Annotated in this window: 13 protein-coding genes; 11 read left to right on the top strand and 2 right to left on the bottom strand. The window is 69.1% G+C overall.

Annotated features, from left to right (window positions below; all coding sequences use genetic code 11):
- Positions 1-4 precede the first annotated feature (4 nt).
- From ACS5PK_RS12635 to ACS5PK_RS12585, 11 genes are all read left to right on the top strand, one after another.
- A complete protein-coding gene (locus ACS5PK_RS12635) occupies positions 5-7,402 on the top strand; it encodes an amino acid adenylation domain-containing protein (protein ID WP_439440602.1) in 7,398 nt (2,465 codons plus the stop codon).
- A complete protein-coding gene (entS, locus tag ACS5PK_RS12630; RefSeq protein ID WP_439440601.1) occupies positions 7,399-8,670 on the top strand; it encodes an enterobactin transporter EntS in 1,272 nt (423 codons plus the stop codon). Before ACS5PK_RS12635 ends, entS begins: the two co-directional genes overlap by 4 nt.
- A 171-nt stretch (positions 8,671-8,841) precedes the next feature.
- Positions 8,842-10,017, top strand: coding sequence for an isochorismate synthase (locus tag ACS5PK_RS12625; protein ID WP_439440600.1), 1,176 nt, complete (start codon positions 8,842-8,844; stop codon positions 10,015-10,017).
- Positions 10,014-11,693, top strand: a complete 1,680-nt coding sequence (locus ACS5PK_RS12620; protein ID WP_439440599.1) for a (2,3-dihydroxybenzoyl)adenylate synthase — start codon at positions 10,014-10,016, stop codon at positions 11,691-11,693. Before ACS5PK_RS12625 ends, ACS5PK_RS12620 begins: the two co-directional genes overlap by 4 nt.
- A complete protein-coding gene (locus tag ACS5PK_RS12615; RefSeq protein WP_439440598.1) occupies positions 11,690-12,574 on the top strand; it encodes an isochorismatase family protein in 885 nt (294 codons plus the stop codon). Before ACS5PK_RS12620 ends, ACS5PK_RS12615 begins: the two co-directional genes overlap by 4 nt.
- Positions 12,571-13,329: a 2,3-dihydro-2,3-dihydroxybenzoate dehydrogenase gene (gene dhbA, locus ACS5PK_RS12610; protein ID WP_439440597.1), complete on the top strand. Its 759-nt coding sequence runs from the start codon at positions 12,571-12,573 to the stop codon at positions 13,327-13,329. The genes ACS5PK_RS12615 and dhbA overlap by 4 nt, the downstream gene beginning before the upstream one ends.
- A complete protein-coding gene (locus tag ACS5PK_RS12605; RefSeq protein ID WP_439440596.1) occupies positions 13,330-14,454 on the top strand; it encodes a 3-deoxy-7-phosphoheptulonate synthase in 1,125 nt (374 codons plus the stop codon). It begins immediately after the preceding gene.
- A gap of 142 nt (positions 14,455-14,596) precedes the next feature.
- Positions 14,597-14,887: a hypothetical protein gene (locus ACS5PK_RS12600; RefSeq protein ID WP_439440595.1), complete on the top strand. Its 291-nt coding sequence runs from the start codon at positions 14,597-14,599 to the stop codon at positions 14,885-14,887.
- 70 nt (positions 14,888-14,957) lie between these two features.
- The gene (locus tag ACS5PK_RS12595) at positions 14,958-15,611 is read left to right on the top strand and encodes a pyridoxine/pyridoxamine 5'-phosphate oxidase (RefSeq protein ID WP_439440594.1); all 654 of its coding nucleotides are present in this window, start codon (positions 14,958-14,960) and stop codon (positions 15,609-15,611) included.
- A gap of 301 nt (positions 15,612-15,912) precedes the next feature.
- Complete coding sequence (locus ACS5PK_RS12590) at positions 15,913-16,476, top strand: TetR/AcrR family transcriptional regulator (protein WP_439440593.1); 564 nt, start codon at positions 15,913-15,915, stop codon at positions 16,474-16,476.
- Positions 16,477-16,626: 150 nt separating this feature from the next.
- Positions 16,627-16,956 (top strand): four-helix bundle copper-binding protein, encoded by a 330-nt coding sequence (locus ACS5PK_RS12585; RefSeq protein WP_439440592.1) that lies wholly within the window; start codon positions 16,627-16,629, stop codon positions 16,954-16,956.
- A 66-nt stretch (positions 16,957-17,022) separates the two neighbouring features.
- Here ACS5PK_RS12585 and ACS5PK_RS12580 read toward each other — a convergent pair whose 3' ends face one another.
- Positions 17,023-17,664, bottom strand: a complete 642-nt coding sequence (locus tag ACS5PK_RS12580; protein ID WP_439440591.1) for an autoinducer binding domain-containing protein — start codon at positions 17,662-17,664, stop codon at positions 17,023-17,025.
- Positions 17,665-18,680: 1,016 nt separating this feature from the next.
- Positions 18,681-20,084 carry a class II fumarate hydratase gene (locus ACS5PK_RS12575; protein ID WP_439440590.1) on the bottom strand — a complete coding sequence of 468 codons (1,404 nt, stop codon included), beginning with the start codon at positions 20,082-20,084 and terminating at the stop codon, positions 18,681-18,683.
- Between the last annotated feature and the right edge of the window lie 158 nt (positions 20,085-20,242).

Here is a 20,242-nt window from a genome sequence, read left to right as displayed (position 1 = left end):
GGGCATGCTGCAGCACACATCGTTCGTCTCCCCAGATCCTGCGCCTGACGCGGGCCCTTCCGACAGCGGCCAGTGGCTCACCCTGCCGCTGGTGGCCGCCCAGCCCGGCATCTGGATGGCAGAGCAGACGGCCGAGCAGCCCGGCTCGGCCTACACCATCGCGCACTGCGTGGTCCTGAGTGGGCCGCTGGACCCGGCCGCCATGGCCTGGGCCATGTGCCAGGGCCTGGCCGAGGCTCAGACCCTGCATGCCCGCTACGAACCGGGCGAGGACGGTACGGTGCTGCAGCAGCTCCCGCGGTTCCTGAGGCCGGACGAGGTGGCGCAGCCCGTGCTGATCGACTGGCACCAGGCCCCCGACGCCCGCACGCGCGCCGAGGCCTGGATGGCGCAGGACATCGCTCAGCCCCACGATCTCTCCGATCCGGGGCAGGCCTATCGCCATGCCCTGATCCGCATGCCGGATCGCGGGGGCGAAGCGCAGTGGTGGTGGTATCTGCGCTGCCATCACCTGGCCCTGGATGGCTACAGTTTCACCGCGCTGACGCGGCGCATCGCCGCCCTGTATCGAAGCCGGCACCTGGCCCAGGCGCCAGAAGCCGCCCCCTGGGTGGGGACCGAGGCCGTGGTGCAGGAGTACCAGGCCTATGAGTCGTCGCCCGCCTTTGAGGCCGACCGCCAGTTCTGGGCCGCCTATGGTGAGGCGCTGCCGGTGGCGGCCGGCCTGTCCCCGCGTGCCCGGGCAGGGCAGTCGATGTCGGCCGCAGTGAATCGGCAGGACCTGGAACTGCCGCTGGAGCGCCTGGAGACCCTGCGCGCCCTGATCGAATCGGACGAGCGCGCCCGCCAGGCCCGCCTGACGGCGGCCGACCTGATCCAGGCTGCGATGGCGGCTTACCTCGGCCGCTGGACAGGCCTGGACATGGTGCTGGGCGTGCCCTTCATGCGGCGCCTGGGCTCGGTGGCCCTGCAGGCGCTGGTGCCGGTTGTCAACGTCCTGCCCGTGCGCCTGCAGCTGGAGCCGGGCATGGACTGGATCGCCGCCGCCATTGCGTTCAGGAAGGCCGTGCTGGCCGTGCGCCCGCACCAGCGCTATGCGGCGGAGCAGCTGCAGCGCGATCTGCATCGCCTCGGCGCCGGGCGGCGCCTGTACGGGCCGGTGCTGAACCACAAGCTCTTCGACCTGACGCTGGACCTGGGTGAGGTCCGCGGCTGGGCCCGCCACCTCGCAACGGGGCCGGTGGATGAGCTCGAGCTGAGCCTCATGGTCCATCCGGATCGCGTGCAGCTGGAACTGCGCGCCTCGCAGGCCTGCCATGACGAGGCCGATCTTGCCGAGCACGCCAGGCGGCTGGCGCAGTGGCTGGATGCCTGGTTTGCCCAGCCGTCGTCGTGCCTGCGCGAGCTGCCCTGGTGCACGGCCGCCGAGCGGGCCCGCATCCAGTCCTGGTCCACAGGACCCCAGGCGGCTGACGCCGCATCGGCCTTCGCTTTCCCTCAGGCGCTGGCCTTGCAGGCTCGACTGCATCCCCAGCAGACGGCCGTGGTCTTCCAGGGCACGTCGCTGAGTTTCGGCGAACTGCAGGCACGCCTTCGCAGCCTGGCCTCCTGGCTGAGGGAGCAGGGCGCCGGGAGGGGAACGGTGGTGGCCCTGGGCCTGCCGCGCGGTATCGACGCCCTGGTGGGGCTGCTGGCGATCCTGGACAGTGGTGCCACGCTGCTGCCCCTGGACCTGGACCACCCTCCCGAACGCCTGGGCTGGATGTGCGAGGACGCCTGCCCGCTGCTGGTGCTGACGCAGGGGGCCGTGCCCAAGGTGTTTCCGCCGACGCTGCGCCGGGTGAACCTGGACGATGCCGGGATCCGCGAGCAGTTGGTCCGGCACCAGGCCGCTGGCGCCTCGCACCAGCAGGGCCACCACGCGCCGCAGCCGGACGATGTGGCTTGCATCATCTTCACCTCCGGCAGCACGGGCAGGCCCAAGGGCGTGATGAACACACACGGCGCCTTGATGAATCTGCTGGCGGCGCACCGCCCGACTTTGTACGAGCCGGCGCGGCAGGCCGTGAGCGACAGGCAAGGCGGCCGGCGCCTGCGGGCGGCGCACACGCATGCCTTCTCCTTCGACTCCTCTTGGCTGCAGCTCTTCTGGCTGGCCCTGGGCCAGGAGCTGCACCTGATCGACGACGACACCCGGCGCGACGCGCAGGCGCTGGTCGCGCACATCCGCCGCCAGGGGCTCGACGCCCTGGACCTGCCGCCGTCCTTCCTGGCCCAGATGGTGGGGGAGGGGCTGTTCGAGTCGGGCATGCATCAGCCCTCCCTGGTGCTGATCGGGGGCGAGGCCGCGCCAGCTGCACTCTGGGAGCAGCTGCGCGCCGTGCCGGGCCTGCAGTCCCACAATCTGTACGGCCCCACCGAGAACACGGTCGACACCCTGCGCGCCTTGATAGCGGCGCATGAGTCGCCTGCCATCGGCCGGCCGATCGCGGGTGTGCAGGTCCATGTGCTGGACAGCTGGCTGCAGCCCGTGCCGGTGGGCGCGGTGGGCGAGCTCTACATCGCCGGCGCCGGCCTGGCGCGCGGCTACCTGGCCCGGCCCGGGCTCACGGCCAGCCGCTTCGTGGCCAATCCGTTCGCCCCGGCAGGCACAGCCGCGCGGATGTACCGCAGCGGTGACCTCGTGCGCTGGACCGCACAGGGCCAGCTGGAGTACCTGGGGCGTAGCGATGATCAGGTCAAGGTGCGCGGCTACCGGGTCGAGCTGGGCGAGGTGGAGCGCGTTCTGTCCCTGCTGCCAGGTGTCGAGAGCGCCCTGGTGCTGCCGCAGGCGGTGCATGGGACTCAGCGTCTGCTTGCGTACTGCGTGGTGCCAGGTCTTGCCCAGGACCAGCGCCTGCAGCGCGGCAGCGAGCTGCGCGCGCGGCTGAAGGAGCGGCTGCCCGAGTACATGGTCCCGGCTGCCCTGACGGTGCTGGACAGCTTTCCGCGCAATGTCAGCGGCAAGATCGACCGCCAGCGACTGCCCACACCGCAGTTCCCGTCCTCACAGACCCTGCCTGCCACGCCACAGGAAAGGCTGGTCTGCGCGGCCATGGCCCAGGTCCTGCAGCGGGATTCCGTGGGGCCGGACGAGGACTTCTTCCAGCAGGGAGGCGACAGCATCTCCGCCATCATGCTGTGCGCCGCGCTGCGCCGCCAGGGCTGGGTGCTCACGCCACGGCAAGTCTTCATGCTGGCGACGCCGCAGGCCTTGGCCAGGGTGCTGCAAGCGCTGGGCACCGGCTTGGCAGGCGCTGAGGGGGCGACGCCGGCACTGGCGCCTGAGCTGGCCGATGGCCTCCGTGCCCGTCACGGTGACTTCGCGGACGCACTGCCGCTCCTGCCCCTGCAGAAGGGCATGCTCTTCCAGACCCTGCTGGCCCAGGATCAGCCCGGCCCCGCCAACGCCATCGAGGGTGGCTACGCAGCCTTCACCCGCCTGCGCCTGCATGGCCCCCTGGATGCCGATCGCCTGCGCCGCGCCCTGGATGCCGTGCTGAGCCGACATCGCCAGCTGGCCGGCCTCTTCGACCTGCAGTCCAGCTCCGAGCCCCTGTTCCTGATGCCCGCGCAAGACGCCCGTCTGCACTGGCCCTGGCAGCTGCAGGACCTCTCAGAACAGCCTGAGTCCGCGCAGGCCCGGGCGCTGGCGGACCTCCAGGCGCGCCTGCTGTCACAGGGCCATTCGCCGCTGCGCTGGAACGGCATGATCCAGGCGACCCTGGTCCGGCACTCGGCGACGCAGCACAGCCTGCTGCTGATGGTGCACCACCTGCTGATCGACGGCTGGTCCAGCCCCGTGCTGCTGCGCGATCTGTTCACCGCCTACCGCGCCGATGCCTGCCCGCTGCCGGCCTTGCCCCGCCCCTATGCCGAGGTTGTGGGCCAGTTGGCCCGACGCGAGCTGAGCGAGAGCAGGGCCTGGTGGCGCCAGGCCGTGCAGGGCCTGCCCCCCACGCTGCTGTGCGAAGGCCGGCCGGCCCAGGGCGCCGTGGTGGAACACAGTCTTCAGCTGGACCAGCCCCTGTCCGAGGCCCTGCGCCAGGCCCTGCGCCAGCGAGGCCTCACGCTGCATGTGCTGATGCAGGGGCTGTGGGCGCTGGCTCTGTCGTCGCTGACGGGGCGGGATCGCCTGGTCTTCGGCACGCCGGTCTCCGGCCGAAGCGCGGCGGTGGAGGGCATCGCGGAACAGGTTGGACTCTTCCTGAACACCTTGCCCGTCGATGTGAGCCTGCAGCAGGACCTGGCCCTGTGGCCCCAGCTCGAGGCCCTGCAGGAGCGGCATGCCGAGCGCATGGCCCATGACGGCGTGGGGCTGGCCGAGATCCAGCAGATGGCCGGCGGCGCGCTGTTCGACACCCTGCTGGTCGTCGAGAACTACCCGGACCATGACTACCTCAGCGATCCGCTGCCCGCGCCCGATTGGGTGCAGGGTCAGGTCTTGCGCGTGACGGAGGTGCACAACCGCGGCACCAGCCACTATCCGCTGGCTCTGCTGGTACTTCCGGGCGAGCGGCTCACCCTGCTGCTGGAAGACCGTGGTGCCGTGGGCGATGCCCCCGCGATGCTGGAGCGCATGGCCCAATGGCTGTCGCTGTTGATGGCCCAGCCTTCGCTGCCGCTGTGCCGCTACCCGCTGCAGCTGTCCCGCGAACGCCGCTTCATCGAGGCCATCAACGACACCGCGCAGGAGCTGCCCGATCACACGCTGCGGTCCTGGCTGGCGACGCAGGCCCTGCGCAGCCCGGACAGCACGGCCCTGGTCGACGAGTCCCTGCACCTGAGCCAGGCCGAGGTGCGCCATCAGGTGTGCTCGCTCGCCGCCGAGCTGCAGGCCCTGGGCGCTGGCCCGGGCCGCATCGTGGCCGTGGCGCTGCCGCGCTCGGTGCGCCTCAGCCTGGCCCTGATGGCCGTGATCGAGGCGGGCGCCGCCTACCTGCCGCTGGAACTTGGCTACCCGGAGGAACGCCTCCGCTTCATGCTGGAGGACGCCGCACCCGCCGTGCTGATCAGCAGCGGCGAGCATATGCCGCGCCTGCTGCCTCAGCCGGATGCCGGCACGGGGCCTCGTCCGCTGGTCTACGACGCGCTGCGCGCGGGGCATGCAGCGCCCGTGGTCAAGGTCACCTTGCAGGCGGACGATCCGGCCTATCTCATCTACACCTCGGGCACCACCGGCCGGCCCAAGGGCGCGCTGGTGAGCCACCGCGCCATCGTCAACCGGCTGGCCTGGATGCAGCAGACCTATCCCCTGGGTCCGCGGGACGTGGTGCTGCAGAAGACGCCTTGCGGCTTCGATGTCTCCGTGTGGGAGTTCTTCTGGCCTCTGCTGGCGGGCGCGCAGCTGGTGATGGCGCCGCCCGACAGCCACAAGGATCCCGCAGCGCTGCTGCGGCTGATCGAACGGCATCACGTCAGCTGCCTGCACTTCGTGCCCTCCATGCTGGCGGTCTTCAACGAGCACCTGGGTTCTCTGCCGGCGCAGCGTCGGGCAGCGGCCTGTGCCAGCCTGCGCCTGGTGTTCTGCAGCGGCGAGGCGCTGCCCAGGGCGCTGGCCCGCGAGTTCACGGCCCGGCTGCCTGTCGCCCTGCACAACCTGTACGGTCCCACCGAGGCGGCGGTGGACGTGAGCTACCACCCCGCCTTTGGCGAAGGTCTGGCGTTGGACCGCCCCGGCGTGCCGATCGGACGCCCGGTCTGGAACACCCGGCTGCTGGTCCTGGATGCCTGGCTGCGCCCCGTGCCCTTGGGTGGTGTGGGCGAGCTCTACCTGGGCGGCGTGCAGCTCGCCCGCGGCTACCTGGGTCGGCCAGCACTGACCGCCAGCCGCTTCGTGGCCAGCCCCTTCGGCGCGGGCGAGCGTTTGTATCGCACGGGAGACCTGGTCCGCTGGCTGCCCGGCGGCGAGCTGGAGTACCTGGGACGCAGCGACGAACAGCTGAAGCTGCGCGGCCAGCGCATCGAGCTGGGCGAGATCGAACAGTGCCTGCTGGCCCAGCCGGGCGTGGCGCAGGCCGCTGTGCAAGCCCTGGTGCTGAGCGACAGCGAAGCCAGCACCGCCATCGGGGACGAGCGCCAACTGGTCGCCTATGTGGTGCCTGAGGAGGGCGTGGTCTATGACGACGAGGCATTGCGTCGCGCGCTGCTCCAGGCCTTGCCAGCGCACATGGTGCCGGCGAGCTTCCAGCGCCTGGATGCCTTGCCCCTGAGCCCCAACGGCAAGCTCGACCGCAGGGCGCTGCCCCGGCCTGTTCGAAAGGCGGGGTCAGGTCTTGCCTCACGTGCGCCCACGCTGGGACTGGAGCGCCGTCTGGCCGAGGTCTTTGCAGGGTTGCTGGGGCGGGAGGCTGTCGGGGCCGACGACGACTTCTTTGCGCTGGGCGGCCATTCGCTGCTGGCCATGCGGCTGGCGGGCGAGATCCGCCGTGTGCTGCAAAGGCCGGTCGCGGTCGGCCAGATCATGCTCACGCCCACCGTCGCTGGGCTGGCTGAGGCCCTGCAGCGCGAGCTCCTGCCTCAGGACTTCGGCGCCGACGGCTTTGCGCCCTTGCTGCGACTGCGTGAAGGGCAGGGCGCGCCCCTGTGGTGCTTCTACCCGGGCTCTGGCTTTGCCTGGCAGTACGCGGTGCTGGCCCGCTACATCCGCGCCGACCGCCCGGTGCTGGGCCTGCAGTCGCCGCGGCCGGCCGGCCTCATCGCCAGCAGCGCGGACATGGAGGAACTGGTCCGCGCACAGCTGGCCATGATCCGGGAGATCCAGCCGGAAGGGCCCTATGACCTGCTTGGCTACTCGCTGGGCGGCACCGTGGCCTACGGCGTGGCCGTGAAGCTGCGGGAGGCCGGCCAGCACGTGCGCTTCCTGGGCCTGCTGGACACCTATCCGGCCGAGGTGCACGACTGGTCGGACCCCCAGGGCGCGCAGGCCGCACTGGGCGCCGAGCGGGAGCAGACCCTGGTCCTGGATCAGGCCTTTGCAGATGAGGCAGAGCCGGACCCGGAGCAGGGCAGCGAAGCCGCAGCGCTGCAGGCCCTGATGCAGCGCGAGAAGCAGGCCTTGCTGACCCAGATCTTCGCCAACTACCAGGACGCGGTGCGCCTGCTCTCACGCGCGCGGACCCCGCGCTACGACGGCCGGGTGACGCTCTTCGTGGCCGAGCGTTCGCTGCCCGGCTACATCGACCCGGAGCGCGCCTGGGCCGGGCTCGCGGGGCAGATGGACCTGCACCGGCTGCCGGATTGCAGCCATGAGGACATCCTCTCCCCGCAGCGCCTGCAGACCCTGGGACCTTTCATCGACCGGCTCCTGGCTGGGGCCGATGCCGACCACACCCTGCCGACACCACACGGACCACTCCCATGAGCAACACCGCCACTTCCACCCGCCCCAGCCTGGACTGGGGCCTGCTGGCCCGCAACCCGCACTTCCGGCATGTGTTCATCGCCCGCAGCATCTCGCTTCTGGGTCTGGGCTTTCTTGCGGTGGCCGTGCCGCTGCAGGTCTTCCAGCTCAGCGGCGACAGCAGGGCCGTCGGCCTGGCCATGGCACTGGAGGGCGCCGGCCTGTTCATCGGCCTGCTGGCCGGGGGCGTGCTGGCGGACCGCCATGACCGCAAGCGCCTGATCCTGCTGGCCCGCTGTGCCTGCGGCCTGGGCTTTCTGGGCCTGGCCGTCAATGCCTGGGCAGCGAGCGTCCTGCCCAAGCCGCTGGTGCTGGGTCTGGTCTACGCGCTGGCGGCCTGGGACGGCCTGTTCGGCGCCATTGGTGTCACGGCCCTGCTGGCGGCCATGCCCGAGCTGGTGGGCCGCGAGAACCTGCTGCAGGCGCGGGCCTTGAGCATGCTGAGCATGCGGCTGGCCACCGTGGGATCGCCTGCGCTGGGCGGTGCACTGATCGCTGCGTGGGGCGTGGGCTGGAACTACCTGCTGGCCGCCGTCGCCACGGGTCTGACCCTGCTGCCGCTGCTGCGCCTGCCGCGCATGCGCCCACAGGCCGGGGATGACAGCCATCCGCTGCGCGCACTGGCCGACGGCCTGCGCTACCTGGTCCGCAACAAGGTGGTGGCCAGCGTGGTGCTGGTGGGCAGCCTGGTCAGCTTCACGACGGCCGTCCGCGTGCTGTTCCCGGCGCTGTCGGAGCAGGCTTTTGGGGGCGGGGCGCTGGAGCTGGGCCTGATGTATTCGGCCGTGCCGCTGGGCGCCGCGCTCTCGGCCTGGCTCAGCGGCTGGGCAGAGCGCGTGGAGCGCCCCGGGCTGGTGCTGCAAGGGCTGGGCCTGGCCGCCTTTGCCTGCCTGCTGGCCCTGGGACTGAACCGCTCCTTCGTGCTGGCCCTGCTCCTGCTGGCGGTTTTCGGGGCCCTGGTGTCGTTGGCCGGGCTGCTGCAGTACGCCCTGGTCCAGGGCCACACGCCGGACGCCTACCTGGGCCGCGTCAACGGGCTGTGGAGCGCGCAGGACGCCCTGGGCGACGCCGTCGGCACCGTGGCCATCGGCCTGCTGGCCCAGACGCTCTCGCCGCTGGGCGGCGTGGCCGCGCTGGGTGCGGCCGGCCTGGCCCTGGGACTCTGGGCGCTCGCGAGCCTGCCAGGGCTGCGCGAGGCCGGGCCCGAGACGACATTGCCCCAGGCATGACCCGACGACCCGCAGCGGCTCCCACCACGCCCGCCATTGCTACGGCCCCGCCCGATTCAGCACCGCGCAGGCCCTTGCCGCGCACAGGACAACTGAGATGAAAGAAGGTGACCCATGTTGACTTCCACCCGACGACCCGGAGCTGCCCTGCAGCCCGCTGGCTCGAGCGCCATGCAAGAACCTGCCGTGCCGGAGCCGGCGTTCGTGTTCAGCTCGCCGCACCGCTGCCTGCTGGCGCGGGGCAGCCTGCGGCGCATCGAGCAGCCGGTGCATGCGCAGGCCGGCGAGGGCCGCGACCCGTCGGCATTCCTTGCGACAGTCCAGCAGGCCCTGGACCAGGCCCGGCAGCTGGGGCAGCGCCATCCGCTCGTCCTGGGGGCCATTCCCTTTGACACCCGCCAGCCCTCGACCCTTGTGGTGCCTCGTGAGGTGGAGTTCATCGATCGCGAAGTGCTGATGTCAGGCGCCCGGTCCCGGCCGCTGCAGGCGCGCGTCGCCGCGGCGCGCAGCATTCCCGACCAGCAGTGCTTCAAGCAGGGTGTCCGGCAGGCCATTGCCAACTTCCAGCACAGCAGCATCCGCAAGGCCGTGCTGTCCCGCCTGTGCGAGATCGAGCTGGAGCAGGCGCCGGACACCGAGCAACTGCTGGCCAACCTCATGGTCCAGAACCCCGCGGCCTATCACTTCCGCCTGCCCATGGGCGACGGTTCCGAGCTGGTCGGCGCCAGCCCCGAGCTGCTGCTGCGGTTGCAGGACCGGCGGGTCGAGACCTTCCCCCTGGCCGGCACGGCGGCCAGGCCGTCAGCTGCCGACGACGACGATGCGGTGGCGCAGCGCCTGCTGGCCTCCAGCAAGGACCTCCATGAGCACCGCCTGGTGGTGGCGGACATCCAGGAACGCCTGCGCCCGCTGTGCGATGCGCTGGATGTCCCGGCCGAGCCCGAGCTGGTGGCCACGCCGCAGCTGTGGCACCTGGGCACGCCCATCTCGGGCCGGCTGAGGCCCGGCGCCGCGGAGCCGCTGGCCGCCCTGGACCTGGCCTGCCGGCTGCATCCCACACCTGCGGTCTGCGGTTTTCCTCGCCTGAAGGCACGTCAGCTGGTGCAGCTGATCGAGTCCTTCGAACGCGGGCCCTTCACGGGCATCGTGGGCTGGTGCGACGCCCAGGGGCAGGGCGAATGGGTGGTCACCATCCGCTGCGCCACGGTGCAGGCCCGCCAGCTGCGGCTGTTCGCCGGCGTGGGCGTGGTGGAGGCCTCCTGCCCCGATGCCGAGTGGGCAGAGACCCAGGCCAAGCTGGGCACCATGCTGCGCGCCATCGGCCTTGGCCCGGAGGTGCTGGCATGAGCGCGCAACTGGCCCGTCCACAGCGCATCGAGTTCACGCCCTGGCCGCCCGAGCAGGCCAGCCAGTACCGCCAGGCTGGCTATTGGCTGGACCGCCCCCTGGGTGCGCTGCTGGCCGACGGCCTCGCCGCCGCGCCCGACGCTACCGCCCTGATCTGTGGTGAGCGGCAGTTCAGCTATCGCGACATGGCGCAGGCCGTGGAGCGCCTGGCCGCCAGGCTGTGGGCGCTGGGGCTGCGCCAGCATGACACCGCCCTGGTCCAGTTGCCCAATGTGGCGGAGTTCTACCTGGTCTTCTTCGCGCTGCTGCGCCTTGGCGTGGTGCCTGTGAATGCCCTGTTCAGCCACAAGCGACATGAGCTGCAGGCCTATGCGGTCCAGGTCCGCCCGCGGCTGCTGATCGCCGACCGAGCCCACCCGCTCTTCGCCGACGAGACCTTCCTGGCGGCCCTGCAGCAAGAGCACCCGCAGCTGGAGCAGGTCCTGCTGCGTGGGGAGACTGCCGGCCCGCGCAGCCTCGCGCAGGCCCTGCACAGCCCCATGCCGTCGGCATGGCCAGGCGATGCCGGTCCCACGCCACCCGACGAGGTGGCCTTCTTTCAGCTCTCCGGCGGCAGCACCGGCACGCCCAAGCTCATTCCCCGCACGCACAACGACTACGACTACAGCGTGCGCCGCAGCGCCGAACTCTGCCGCCTGGGCCCGCAGACGCGCTATCTGTGCGCCTTGCCAGCAGCCCACAACTTCCCGCTGAGCTCACCGGGCGCCCTGGGCGTCTTCCATGCCGGCGGTTGCGTGGTGCTGGCCGGCAGCCCCGAGCCCCTGGCCTGCTTCGAGCTGATCGAACGCCACGAGCTGACGATGACAGGCCTGGTGCCCTCGGCCGTGTCGCTGTGGATGCAGGCGGTGCTGGACATGCCCGCCCGGCGCAGGCAGCTACAGACGCTAGGCCTGCTGCAGGTCGGCGGGGCGAGCTTTGCCGAGTCCCTGGCGCGGCGCGTCCCCGAGGTCCTGGGCTGCCGGCTGCAGCAGGTTTTCGGCATGGCCGAGGGCCTGGTGAACTACACGCGGCTGGATGACGAGGAGGCCCGCATCATGGGCACCCAGGGCCGGCCCATGAGCCCGGCCGACGAGGTCCAGGTGCGCGACCCCCAGGGCCTGCCTGTGCCACCCGGCGAGGTGGGCCTGCTGGCAACGCGTGGCCCCTACACCTTCCGCGGCTACTACCGCAGCCCCGAGCACAACCAGCGCGTCTTCGATGCCCAGGGCTTCTACTGCTCGGGCGACCTGGTACGCCAGACGGCGCAGGGCGATCTGTGCGTGGTCGGCCGGGTCAAGGACCAGATCAACCGCGGCGGTGAAAAGATTGCCGCCGAGGAGATCGAGGACCTGCTGCTGCGCCACGCCGACATCCGGCAGGTTGGCGTCATCGCCGTGCCCGACCAGCGCCTGGGCGAGAAGAGCTGCGCCTGCTTCGTCAGCGGCCGCTCGGACCTCGGGGCGCCGGCCCTGCGCCGCTTTCTGCGCGAGCAGGGCGTGGCGGACTACAAGGTGCCGGACCGCTTCGAGCGCCTGCCCGCGCTGCCCCTGACCGCCGTCGGAAAGATCGACAAGCAGGCCCTGCGCGTCCTCGTCGCCACCGTGGCGCCTCATTCCCAAGCCAGAGAGATTCCATGAGCATCCCCACCGTTCCTTCCTATGCGATGCCCGCTGTCGCTGACTTCCCCGCGTCCCGCGTGTCCTGGGTCCTGCAACCGTCAAGAGCCGTGCTGCTGGTCCATGACATGCAGGACTACTTCCTGCGCTGCTACGGCGCGCAGAGCCCGCTGCGGGACACCCTGCTGCAGCACCTGCAGGCCCTGATCCACTGGGCCCGGGCGCACGGAGTGCCCGTGGTCTACACCGCGCAGCCTGCGGCACAGAGTCCCCAGGATCGCGCCTTGCTGAACGACATGTGGGGTCCCGGCCTGGGCGGTGCCGACCCCGCGCTGGCCGGTATCGCCCAGGCACTGGCCCCGGCCGCCGGAGACACCGTGCTGGACAAATGGCGCTACAGCGCCTTCCAGCGCTCGGAGCTGGCCAGCCTCATGCGCCAATGGGGCCGCGACCAACTGCTGATAGGCGGCGTGTATGCCCACATCGGCTGCCTGATGACGGCGGTCGAGGCCTTCATGCAGGACATCCAGCCTTTCATGGTGGGCGATGCCGTGGCCGATTTTTCCCTGGAAGAGCAGCAGATGGCCTTGCGCTACGTGGCTGGCCGGGCCGGTCGTGTGGTCGGCACCGGGGAGGTCCTCGCGACCCAGGGTGTTCCGCTCACCTGGGACGGCTTCAAGGCCAGCGTGCTGGCACGCCTGCCCGAGGGACAGGAGGAACCGCTGGAGGATGACAACCTGCTCGACCACGGCCTGGACTCCCTGCAGCTGATGGAGCTGATCTCAGGCTGGTCCCGCCAGGGGCTGAGGCTGCGCTTTGAAGACCTCGCCCAAGGCCCCAGCCTGAAGGCCTGGTGGGCGTTGGTGGAGGCGGCGCAGGCCCTGCCGAGGGGCAAGGCATGAGCGCCGCAGCCTTCAAGGACCGCAAGGTCTGGGTGACCGGCGCGGGTAGCGGCATCGGCCGTGCGGCGGCACGCGCCCTTCATCAGCAGGGCGCGCAGGTGCTCGGCCTGGATCGCTGTTTCGACGACAGCGAGACCGCTCCCTACGAGACTCTGGTGCTGGACTTGACGCAGCCCGCGGCTGTATCGGGCCTGTGTCACCAGCGCCTGGCTTCAGGAGGCCGCATTGACGTGCTCGTGCATGCCGCGGGCCTCCTGCGCATGGGAGGCTTGGAGGAGCTGTCGCTGGAGGACTGGCAGCAAAGCCTGCAGGTGAATGTGTCCGCCGCCTTCCATCTGTTCCAGGCCCTGGTCCCGAGCTTCAAGCAGCAGGGGCAGGGCGCCATCGTCGTGCTGGGCTCCAATGCCGCCCATGTGCCGCGGCTGGGCATGGCCGCGTATTGCGCATCCAAGGCGGCGCTGCGCAGCCTCAGCCAGTGCGCGGCGCTGGAACTGGCACCGCATGGCGTGCGCTGCAATCTGGTGTCGCCAGGCACCACCCGCACGCCCATGTTGCAGGCCATGGGTCTCGACGAGCCGGGCATACAGCGCACCATCCAGGGCCTGCCCGGCCAGTACAAGCTGGGTATTCCTCTGGGCAAGATCGCCGAGCCGGCCGATGTGGTGGACGCGCTCTTGTTCCTCGCCTCGCCCATGGCCGGGCACATCACCCTGCATGATCTGGTCGTCGATGGCGGCGCCAGCCTGGGAGCCTGAATGGATACCCGTCTCAGCGCCGATGTGCTGGCCCGCCAGGACGGTGCGGCCCATGCCTTCCCATCCCCCCAGCAGCTCAGACAACAGGTCGATGCGCCGGACCGCGATGTCCTCAGCCTCGTCGGGCGGACCAGGGCGCGCATCCGCCTGCTGATGCAAGGCCAGGACGACCGCCTGCTGGTGATCATCGGGCCCTGCTCCATCCATGACCCGCGCGCCGCCCTGGACTACGCCCGGCGCCTGGCCCAGCTGCGCGACCAACTGGGTGGCGAGCTGGAACTGGTGATGCGTGTCTACTTCGAGAAGCCGCGGACCACCCTGGGCTGGAAGGGACTGATCCAGGACCCCTGGCTGGACGGCAGCGGTCAACTGCAGGAAGGCCTCTTCCTGGCTCGCCAGCTGCTGGTCGACATCAACCGTCTCGGGCTGCCCGCCGCCACCGAGTTCCTGGACCCGCTGGTGGCGCCCTATTTGCAAGACCTGGTCAGCTGGGGCGCTGTGGGCGCACGCACCACCGAGAGCCAGACCCACCGGGAAATGGCCTCAGGCCTGCCGTTGCCCATAGGTTTCAAGAACGGTACCGACGGCAATGTGCAGATCGCCTGCGATGCGATCGAGGCAGCGTCCGCGCCGCATCACCGGCTGGGCCTGCATCCGGGTGGCCAGTTGGTGGTCCAGCACACCCGCGGCAATCCCGACGGGCACCTGATCCTGCGGGGCGGCCGTGAGCCCAACTATCAGGTACAGCCCGTGTCCGAGGCTTGTGAGGCGCTGAAGGGCAGGGGGCTGCTACCGCGCCTCGTGGTGGACTGCAGCCATGGCAACAGCGGCAAGCAGCATGAGCAGCAGATGCAGGTGGCAGCAAACATCGCAGCGCGCATCCAGCAGGGGGAGCGAAGCGTTTTCGGCCTGATGGTCGAGAGTCACCTGAAGGCCGGCAAGCAGCCCTTTGTGCCCGGCCTCCACCCACCAGACGCGTTGGTCTATGGCCAAAGCATCACCGACGCCTGCCTGGACTGGCCGAGCAGCCGGCAGCTGCTGGAGGGCCTGCAGTCCGCGGTGAGAGCGCGGCGCGATCGAGGCACCGCCTTCGACAGCCTCCGAGTGCCCCAGCAGGGATCGTGACGGCGCCTTGAGGCACTGCCGCTGCACCTGCTGCGGCACCTCGCATCAGCGGCTCGCTGGGGGGCCCTCCGAGGACATGTTGAGGGGCATGATGGCGAACAGGGATGCCCGATCTGCGTGGGCCTGGCATGAGCGGGGATAGGTGCGCTCACGCTTCCTCGTCGAATGTGCGGCCCTGGTCCTGCCTGCCGTCGACTGCCCCTGCAGCTACGCCGACAATGAGGGAGCCAAGTCCGCCATGCAGCGGTGCCAAGACCCGGGCTGCCAATCCTGGGCCATCGCCCATGTCCAGTTCGCGCCTGTCGTCAATCGCTGGCTGGAGCCCCCTGCGGCGGACCTGGCCCGCCGCATGATCCATGACTTCGACCAGGCTCGGAGCCCGTCAGGTGGCAAGCGGGTGCCGGCAGCCGTCGCTGACGGATTCCTGACCTAGATTCCCGACGACCTCGCAGCCCGGCGCCTCATCGCGCTGGACCTTCAATTTGGCATGGAGTGCACACCACATGGAATCCCTGATCCACCGACTCAAATTGCTGCCGGTGCTGACCGGCCGGCTTTCGGACTTCGACACCACTGCTGCGCCGGACACGCCGCAGGCGTTGTTCATGCAGTGGTTGGACGAGGCCCTGGAGAGTGGCGTGGTCGAGCCCCAGGTGACCACGCTGTCCACCGTCGATGCCGACGGAGCTCCGGACGCGCGTTCGGTGATGCTGCTGGACGTCAGCGAGGAGGGCTGGCACTTCGCCGCCAATGCCGCCAGCCCGAAAGGGCGCCAACTGGCGCGGCAGCCCCGGGCCGCCATGACCTTCTACTGGCCCGGTACGGCGCGGCAGGTCCGCCTGCGCGGAGAGGTCAGGCCGCTGGCCCGCGAGTTGGGCTTGGCTGACTTCCGCAGCCGCCCGGAGATGTCGAGGGCCGCGATCCTCGCCGCCCGCCAGAGCGAGGTGCTGGAGCAGGCCGACGACCTGGCACAGGCCCTGGCGCAGCAGCTGGCACGGCTCCAGGAGGACCCGGAGCTGGCTTCAGAGCACTGGACCCTTTATGCGCTCAAGCCCCGGGAGGTGGAGTTCTGGCAGTCCAACGAGCAACGCCGCTTCACCCGCCTGTGCTACCGCCTGCAGGGGCAGCAGTGGACACGCCAGCAGCTGTGGCCATGAGCGGCAGCTGCCTTCTGCGCGAGATCATGAACGCTTGCGGGACGCAGCCGAGGCGGTAGACGGGTGTGGGCCCTTCGGGACGCCATAAAATGCACTGTTGCCAGAATTTATTTTGGGTGCCGAGTTTGTTCTTCTCGGCGGGGGATTGAAGCTGCTGACGGTTCTTGAGCCCTGCTCAGCCATCGAGCAAGGGGCGCCAAACCTCCCGCAATGCTTATGACGACTTGTTTCAAGCGATAACGCGATGCCCAAGCAGCAAGCAGGTCCGCGCAAGATTCCGAGCCAGGCTCGGTCACGCCGCATGGTGGACTCGATTCTGGAGGCCGCCGCTGGCGTGCTGTCGGAACGTGGCTACGCCGGCACCAGCACCAATCTCGTCGCCGAGCGCGCCGGCGTGAGCGTAGGGTCCGTGTACCAGTACTTTCCCAACAAGGATTCGCTGGTTGTCGCTCTGCATGATCGTCACGCGGGGCAGATGTACCAGGTCATCGAGGCGGTGCTGGGCACGGGACAACGGGGCAATCTGCGCAGCCAGGTGGAAGCCATGGTCCGTGCGCTGATGGCTGCCCATATGGTCGAGCCTCGGCTGCATCGCGTGCTGGAGCAAGAGCTTCCATTCTTCGAGGTGCCCAAGGCAAATGGCAGTCCCTCGGGCCAAGGCATCTTCTCGCGCGTCCAGCAACTGCTGGAGCAGCACCGCGCCGACATCCTGCCCCAGGACCTCCAGCTGGCCGCCTGGGTGATACAGCGCATCATCGAATCCATGGTGCACGCGGCGGTCATCGAGGCACCGCTGGGTTTCTCCATGCCGGAGATCGAACGCGCCATCGTTGACGCTGTGCTGCGCTACTTGGGCGTGGACTGATGCGTGCACTGGGGCCGGCCCTGCGGCTTTGCCGCCTGGCCCCATGCCGGGAAGGCGCTGCCGCGATGAGCCTGCGACCTGGCGTCTGGAATGCAGCCCGGCACACGGCTTGCCGCGGCGGCGGGTCCCCCAAACGCCATGGAGACCGCCATGCCCCACGACACCCTCGCCTCCTGTATTGCCGCCTGCAACGCCTGTGCGGATGCCTGCGACCACTGTGCCGCAGCCTGCCTGCGCGAACCGGATGTGCCCATGATGGCGCGTTGCATCGCCTTGGACATGGACTGCGCGGCGATCTGCCGCCTGAGCGCCGGCTTCATGGCTCGCGATAGCGCCTTCTACCGCCTGCTTTGCATCAGCTGCGCCGAGGTCTGCGACGCCTGCGCCGACGCCTGCACCCAGCACACGCATGAACATTGCCAACGCTGCGCGAAGGCCTGCCGCCTGTGCGCCCAGGCCTGCCGGCAGATGAGCGCCTGAGCACGTCCTGCGGGTGCCGACCAGGCCCCCGGCCCCTCAGGCATCAAGGCGGCCGCCACTGAGCCCTCAGAACAGCATGCCCAGCACGGCGGCCTTGAGCGCGGCCTGCGTCTTGTTGGTCGAGTTCAGCTTCGCCGTCGCCTTGGCCACGTGGAAGTTGATGGTGCGTTTCGTCAAGCCCATGATCAGCGCGATCTCGGAGGAGGTCTTGCCATCCGCCGTCCATTGCAGGATGGTCCGCTCGCGTTCACTGAGTTGCGAGTCCGGCCGATGGAACAGCTGCGGCAGTCGGCGCTTCAGCAGCCCGGCATGCAGGTCCTGGCAGAAGGCATGCAGGCCGGCCGATTTCTCCGAGAACTCTTCCAGAGACACGGCTTCGCGCGAACGGGCAAAAGTCATGGCGCCGATGATGCCGTGCTCCGTTCGCATCGGCAGTGTGCAGCCATGGCGCAGACCATGGTGCAAGGCCTCACGCCAGAAAGCACCGGGCTCCTGCTGTCTGCTGGAATCCCAGAGCCAGGGGCTGCTGTTGCTTTGCGCATGCCGTATCCAGGGATCGGAAACGGCGAAGTGCTGGGCCGCATAGGCCGTCAACCAGCCTTCAGGACTGCTGCCTATCTGTATGACCGTTGGGCGCGTCATGGGTGGATAGATGTGGGCTTGGTAGAGGCAGTGGTCGAAGCCCTGACGGCCAGCAAATGCGGCCATCACCAGCTCACATTCCGAATCCTCAAGCCCAGCCCTGCAATGCGGCGATGACTCCGCACAAGTGATGACTCCCTGCATGTGTGCCTCCCTTAAACACCGAGTTCTGTGCTCGATAAGTGCCCAAGTGCTCGCATTAAAGTGCATTCTGTGAGTACAAACCCTGCATGCTGTAACTGGATGTGTAATTTCCTCCTGCAAGCCAGCAGAGCCTTCCCGTAAAGCCTCTTTTCCATTTGCTTTCAGTCATTGTGCATCTTGTTACATGGCGACGAATGATGATTTCATCGCGCTGCCTATCGAGCTCACCAGATGGGAATTGGCAATGGATTGCATCGCACTTATGCGAATAAATATGCAAATATTCGTCCAATTGCCCCTGGACCCACCGGGGCCTTGGACGCCGCAACCATGGCATCGCTACAGCGCGAACTCGGCGCCCTCTGCCTGCCGCGACTGGCTGAGCTGAGCGGGAGGGCTGAGCGGGAGGCGCTCGGAGCAAAGGGGCAGCGATGCGGTTGCAGCTTTCGCGCCTCGGCCGCTGGACAGGGTGGGGCGCCCAGTCGCCCCCGGCGGGCCAAAGGCGTCTGAGCAGCCTCAGTTCCTCGCGACTCGCGGCGGCATCCCGCAAGGCCTGGAGAACGTTCCCCGATCCGATGGGGCGGGCAGCGTGAAGTGGAGCCCGCAATGACACCCTCGACGCGCGCGGGCCGCGAACGCCCGTGCTCGATCGGCGACTGCCTGCGTGCCAGTGGCACCACCACCTCCAGAAGGCTGCCCGGGCGCTGAGAGAGGGCGACTGCCGTCCTCAGCCGATCGCGCCCCTTGCATTCGGACGGATGAGGCGGGGCTGCGAAGACGCCGTAGCAGATGAAGGGCTCAGGCCTGATCGCCGAGAGGCCTGTCCCGGCCGCTGACAGCAGTTCGCCCATCCCCAGTACGCCATCTGCACGCCCTCCTGCACCAGGAGGGCATGACGGCGATTGGCCATGTCCTCGGCGCAATTTCCCCGGGGCGGTTCAGCCTTCGCCAGTCAGTCGCGCGGGGTCCAGCAGGACCTGCAGCGTCGCGGGCGGGATGTCCGTGCATTCGACAGCGACTTCCAGGATAGGGCGTCCCTCCCGATAGGCCTTCTTGGCGATTTCCGCGGATCTCGCATAGCCGATCAGCGGGCTCAGGGCCGTCACCAGAATAGGGTTGCGTGCCAGGGCGTCCTGCAGGGCGGGCTCGTTCACGCGAAATGTCGCCACGCACTTGTCGGCCAGCAAGGGCAGCACGCCGGCAAGCAGGCTGATGCTTTCCAGCAGATTGCGAGCGATCAGGGGAAGCATCACATTGAGTTCGAAGTTGCCGGACTGCGCTGCCAGCGTGATCGCGACATCGTTGCCCATTACCTGCGAGGCCACCATGGCGGTGGCTTCCGGAATCACTGGATTGACTTTGCCAGGCATGATGGATGAACCCGGCTGCAGTGCCTCGAGCTCGATTTCCGCCAAGCCAGCCAGTGGCCCGGAGTTCATCCAGCGCAGGTCGTTGGCGATCTTCATGAGAACGACGGCCACGACCTTGAGGCGGCCAGAGGCGGCGACCGCGACGTCCTGCCCCCCCATCAGGGCAAAACGATTGGCACCGGGCGAGAAACTCAGCCCGGCACAGAGGGACAAGGCCTGGCAACAGCGCTGCGCCAAGCTCGCATGCGCGTTGACGCCCGTACCGACCGCAGTGCCCCCCAGTGCCAATTGCTGCAGAAGCGGCAGCACAGCCCGGACCTGGTCTGTGGCGCCGCGCAACTGAGCCCCCCAGCCGTCCAGCACCTGACTGAATCGCACCGGCATGGCGTCCATCAGATGGGTGCGCCCGGTCTTGATGTACCCATGGAGTGCCGCTGACTTGCGCTGCAGCACCTCGCTCAGGTGGTCCAGGGCTGGCAGCAGGCGTTCATTGATGGCAATGGCGCTGGCCACATGGATGGCGCTGGGCACGACGTCATTGCTGCTCTGGCCTGCGTTCACCTGGTCATTCGGATGCACGGCGGCGCCCAGGATCCGAGTCGCCAGGGCGGCCACCACCTCGTTGGCATTCATGTGGCTGCTGGTGCCCGATCCAGTCTGAAAGACGTCAACCGGGAAGTGCGTCATCAGCAGCGTATCGTCCATGGCCAGCAGTTCATGGCAAGCCTGGACGATGGCGTTCGCGCCTGCCGCATCAATGACTTGCAGCCCGCCGTTGGCTTGCGCTGCGGCGGCTTTGATCAGCAACAGCGCCCGCACGAATGCCGGCGGCATGGTCTGTCCGCTGATGGGAAAGTTCAGCACCGCACGCTGGGTCTGAGCACCGTACAGCGCTGCCGCAGGTACCTGCAGGGTTCCCATGGAGTCGCTTTCGATGCGCATGCCTGTGCCGGCTGGGGATTGCTCGCTCATGGTGTTCATCTCCTGAAGCTGTGTGTAAGCCGCCGCGTCACCAAGAGCCTGCAAGCGCATGCCGGAGACTCCTCCTGGCCGCCACTGCCTGGCTCGACTTCGCTGATGATGCGCGGCGCCCGTCTTCGTGACCAGGGCAACCGTTGGTCCCTGAATGC

The sequence above is a fragment of the Roseateles sp. DB2 genome, from assembly GCF_051857535.1.
Taxonomy (GTDB): Bacteria; Pseudomonadota; Gammaproteobacteria; order Burkholderiales; family Burkholderiaceae_C; genus Roseateles_B.
Note: the sequence above shows the minus strand (reverse complement) of the source record. Positions and strands in the feature narration are given on the sequence as shown.

Excerpts from the sequence above, each read along its gene's own strand:
- dhbA (WP_439440597.1), top strand. The coding sequence starts at position 12,571 with ATGAGCGCCGCAGCCTTCAAGGACCGCAAGGTCTGGGTGACCGGCGCG.
- ACS5PK_RS12580 (WP_439440591.1), bottom strand. The coding sequence starts at position 17,664 with ATGGCCGCATTTGCTGGCCGTCAGGGCTTCGACCACTGCCTCTACCAA.
- ACS5PK_RS12615 (WP_439440598.1), top strand. The coding sequence starts at position 11,690 with ATGAGCATCCCCACCGTTCCTTCCTATGCGATGCCCGCTGTCGCTGAC.
- entS (WP_439440601.1), top strand. The coding sequence starts at position 7,399 with ATGAGCAACACCGCCACTTCCACCCGCCCCAGCCTGGACTGGGGCCTG.
- ACS5PK_RS12585 (WP_439440592.1), top strand. The coding sequence starts at position 16,627 with ATGCCCCACGACACCCTCGCCTCCTGTATTGCCGCCTGCAACGCCTGT.
- ACS5PK_RS12575 (WP_439440590.1), bottom strand. The coding sequence starts at position 20,084 with ATGAGCGAGCAATCCCCAGCCGGCACAGGCATGCGCATCGAAAGCGAC.
- ACS5PK_RS12635 (WP_439440602.1), top strand. The coding sequence starts at position 5 with ATGCTGCAGCACACATCGTTCGTCTCCCCAGATCCTGCGCCTGACGCG.
- ACS5PK_RS12605 (WP_439440596.1), top strand. The coding sequence starts at position 13,330 with ATGGATACCCGTCTCAGCGCCGATGTGCTGGCCCGCCAGGACGGTGCG.
- ACS5PK_RS12625 (WP_439440600.1), top strand. The coding sequence starts at position 8,842 with ATGCAAGAACCTGCCGTGCCGGAGCCGGCGTTCGTGTTCAGCTCGCCG.
- ACS5PK_RS12620 (WP_439440599.1), top strand. The coding sequence starts at position 10,014 with ATGAGCGCGCAACTGGCCCGTCCACAGCGCATCGAGTTCACGCCCTGG.
- ACS5PK_RS12595 (WP_439440594.1), top strand. The coding sequence starts at position 14,958 with ATGGAATCCCTGATCCACCGACTCAAATTGCTGCCGGTGCTGACCGGC.
- ACS5PK_RS12590 (WP_439440593.1), top strand. The coding sequence starts at position 15,913 with ATGGTGGACTCGATTCTGGAGGCCGCCGCTGGCGTGCTGTCGGAACGT.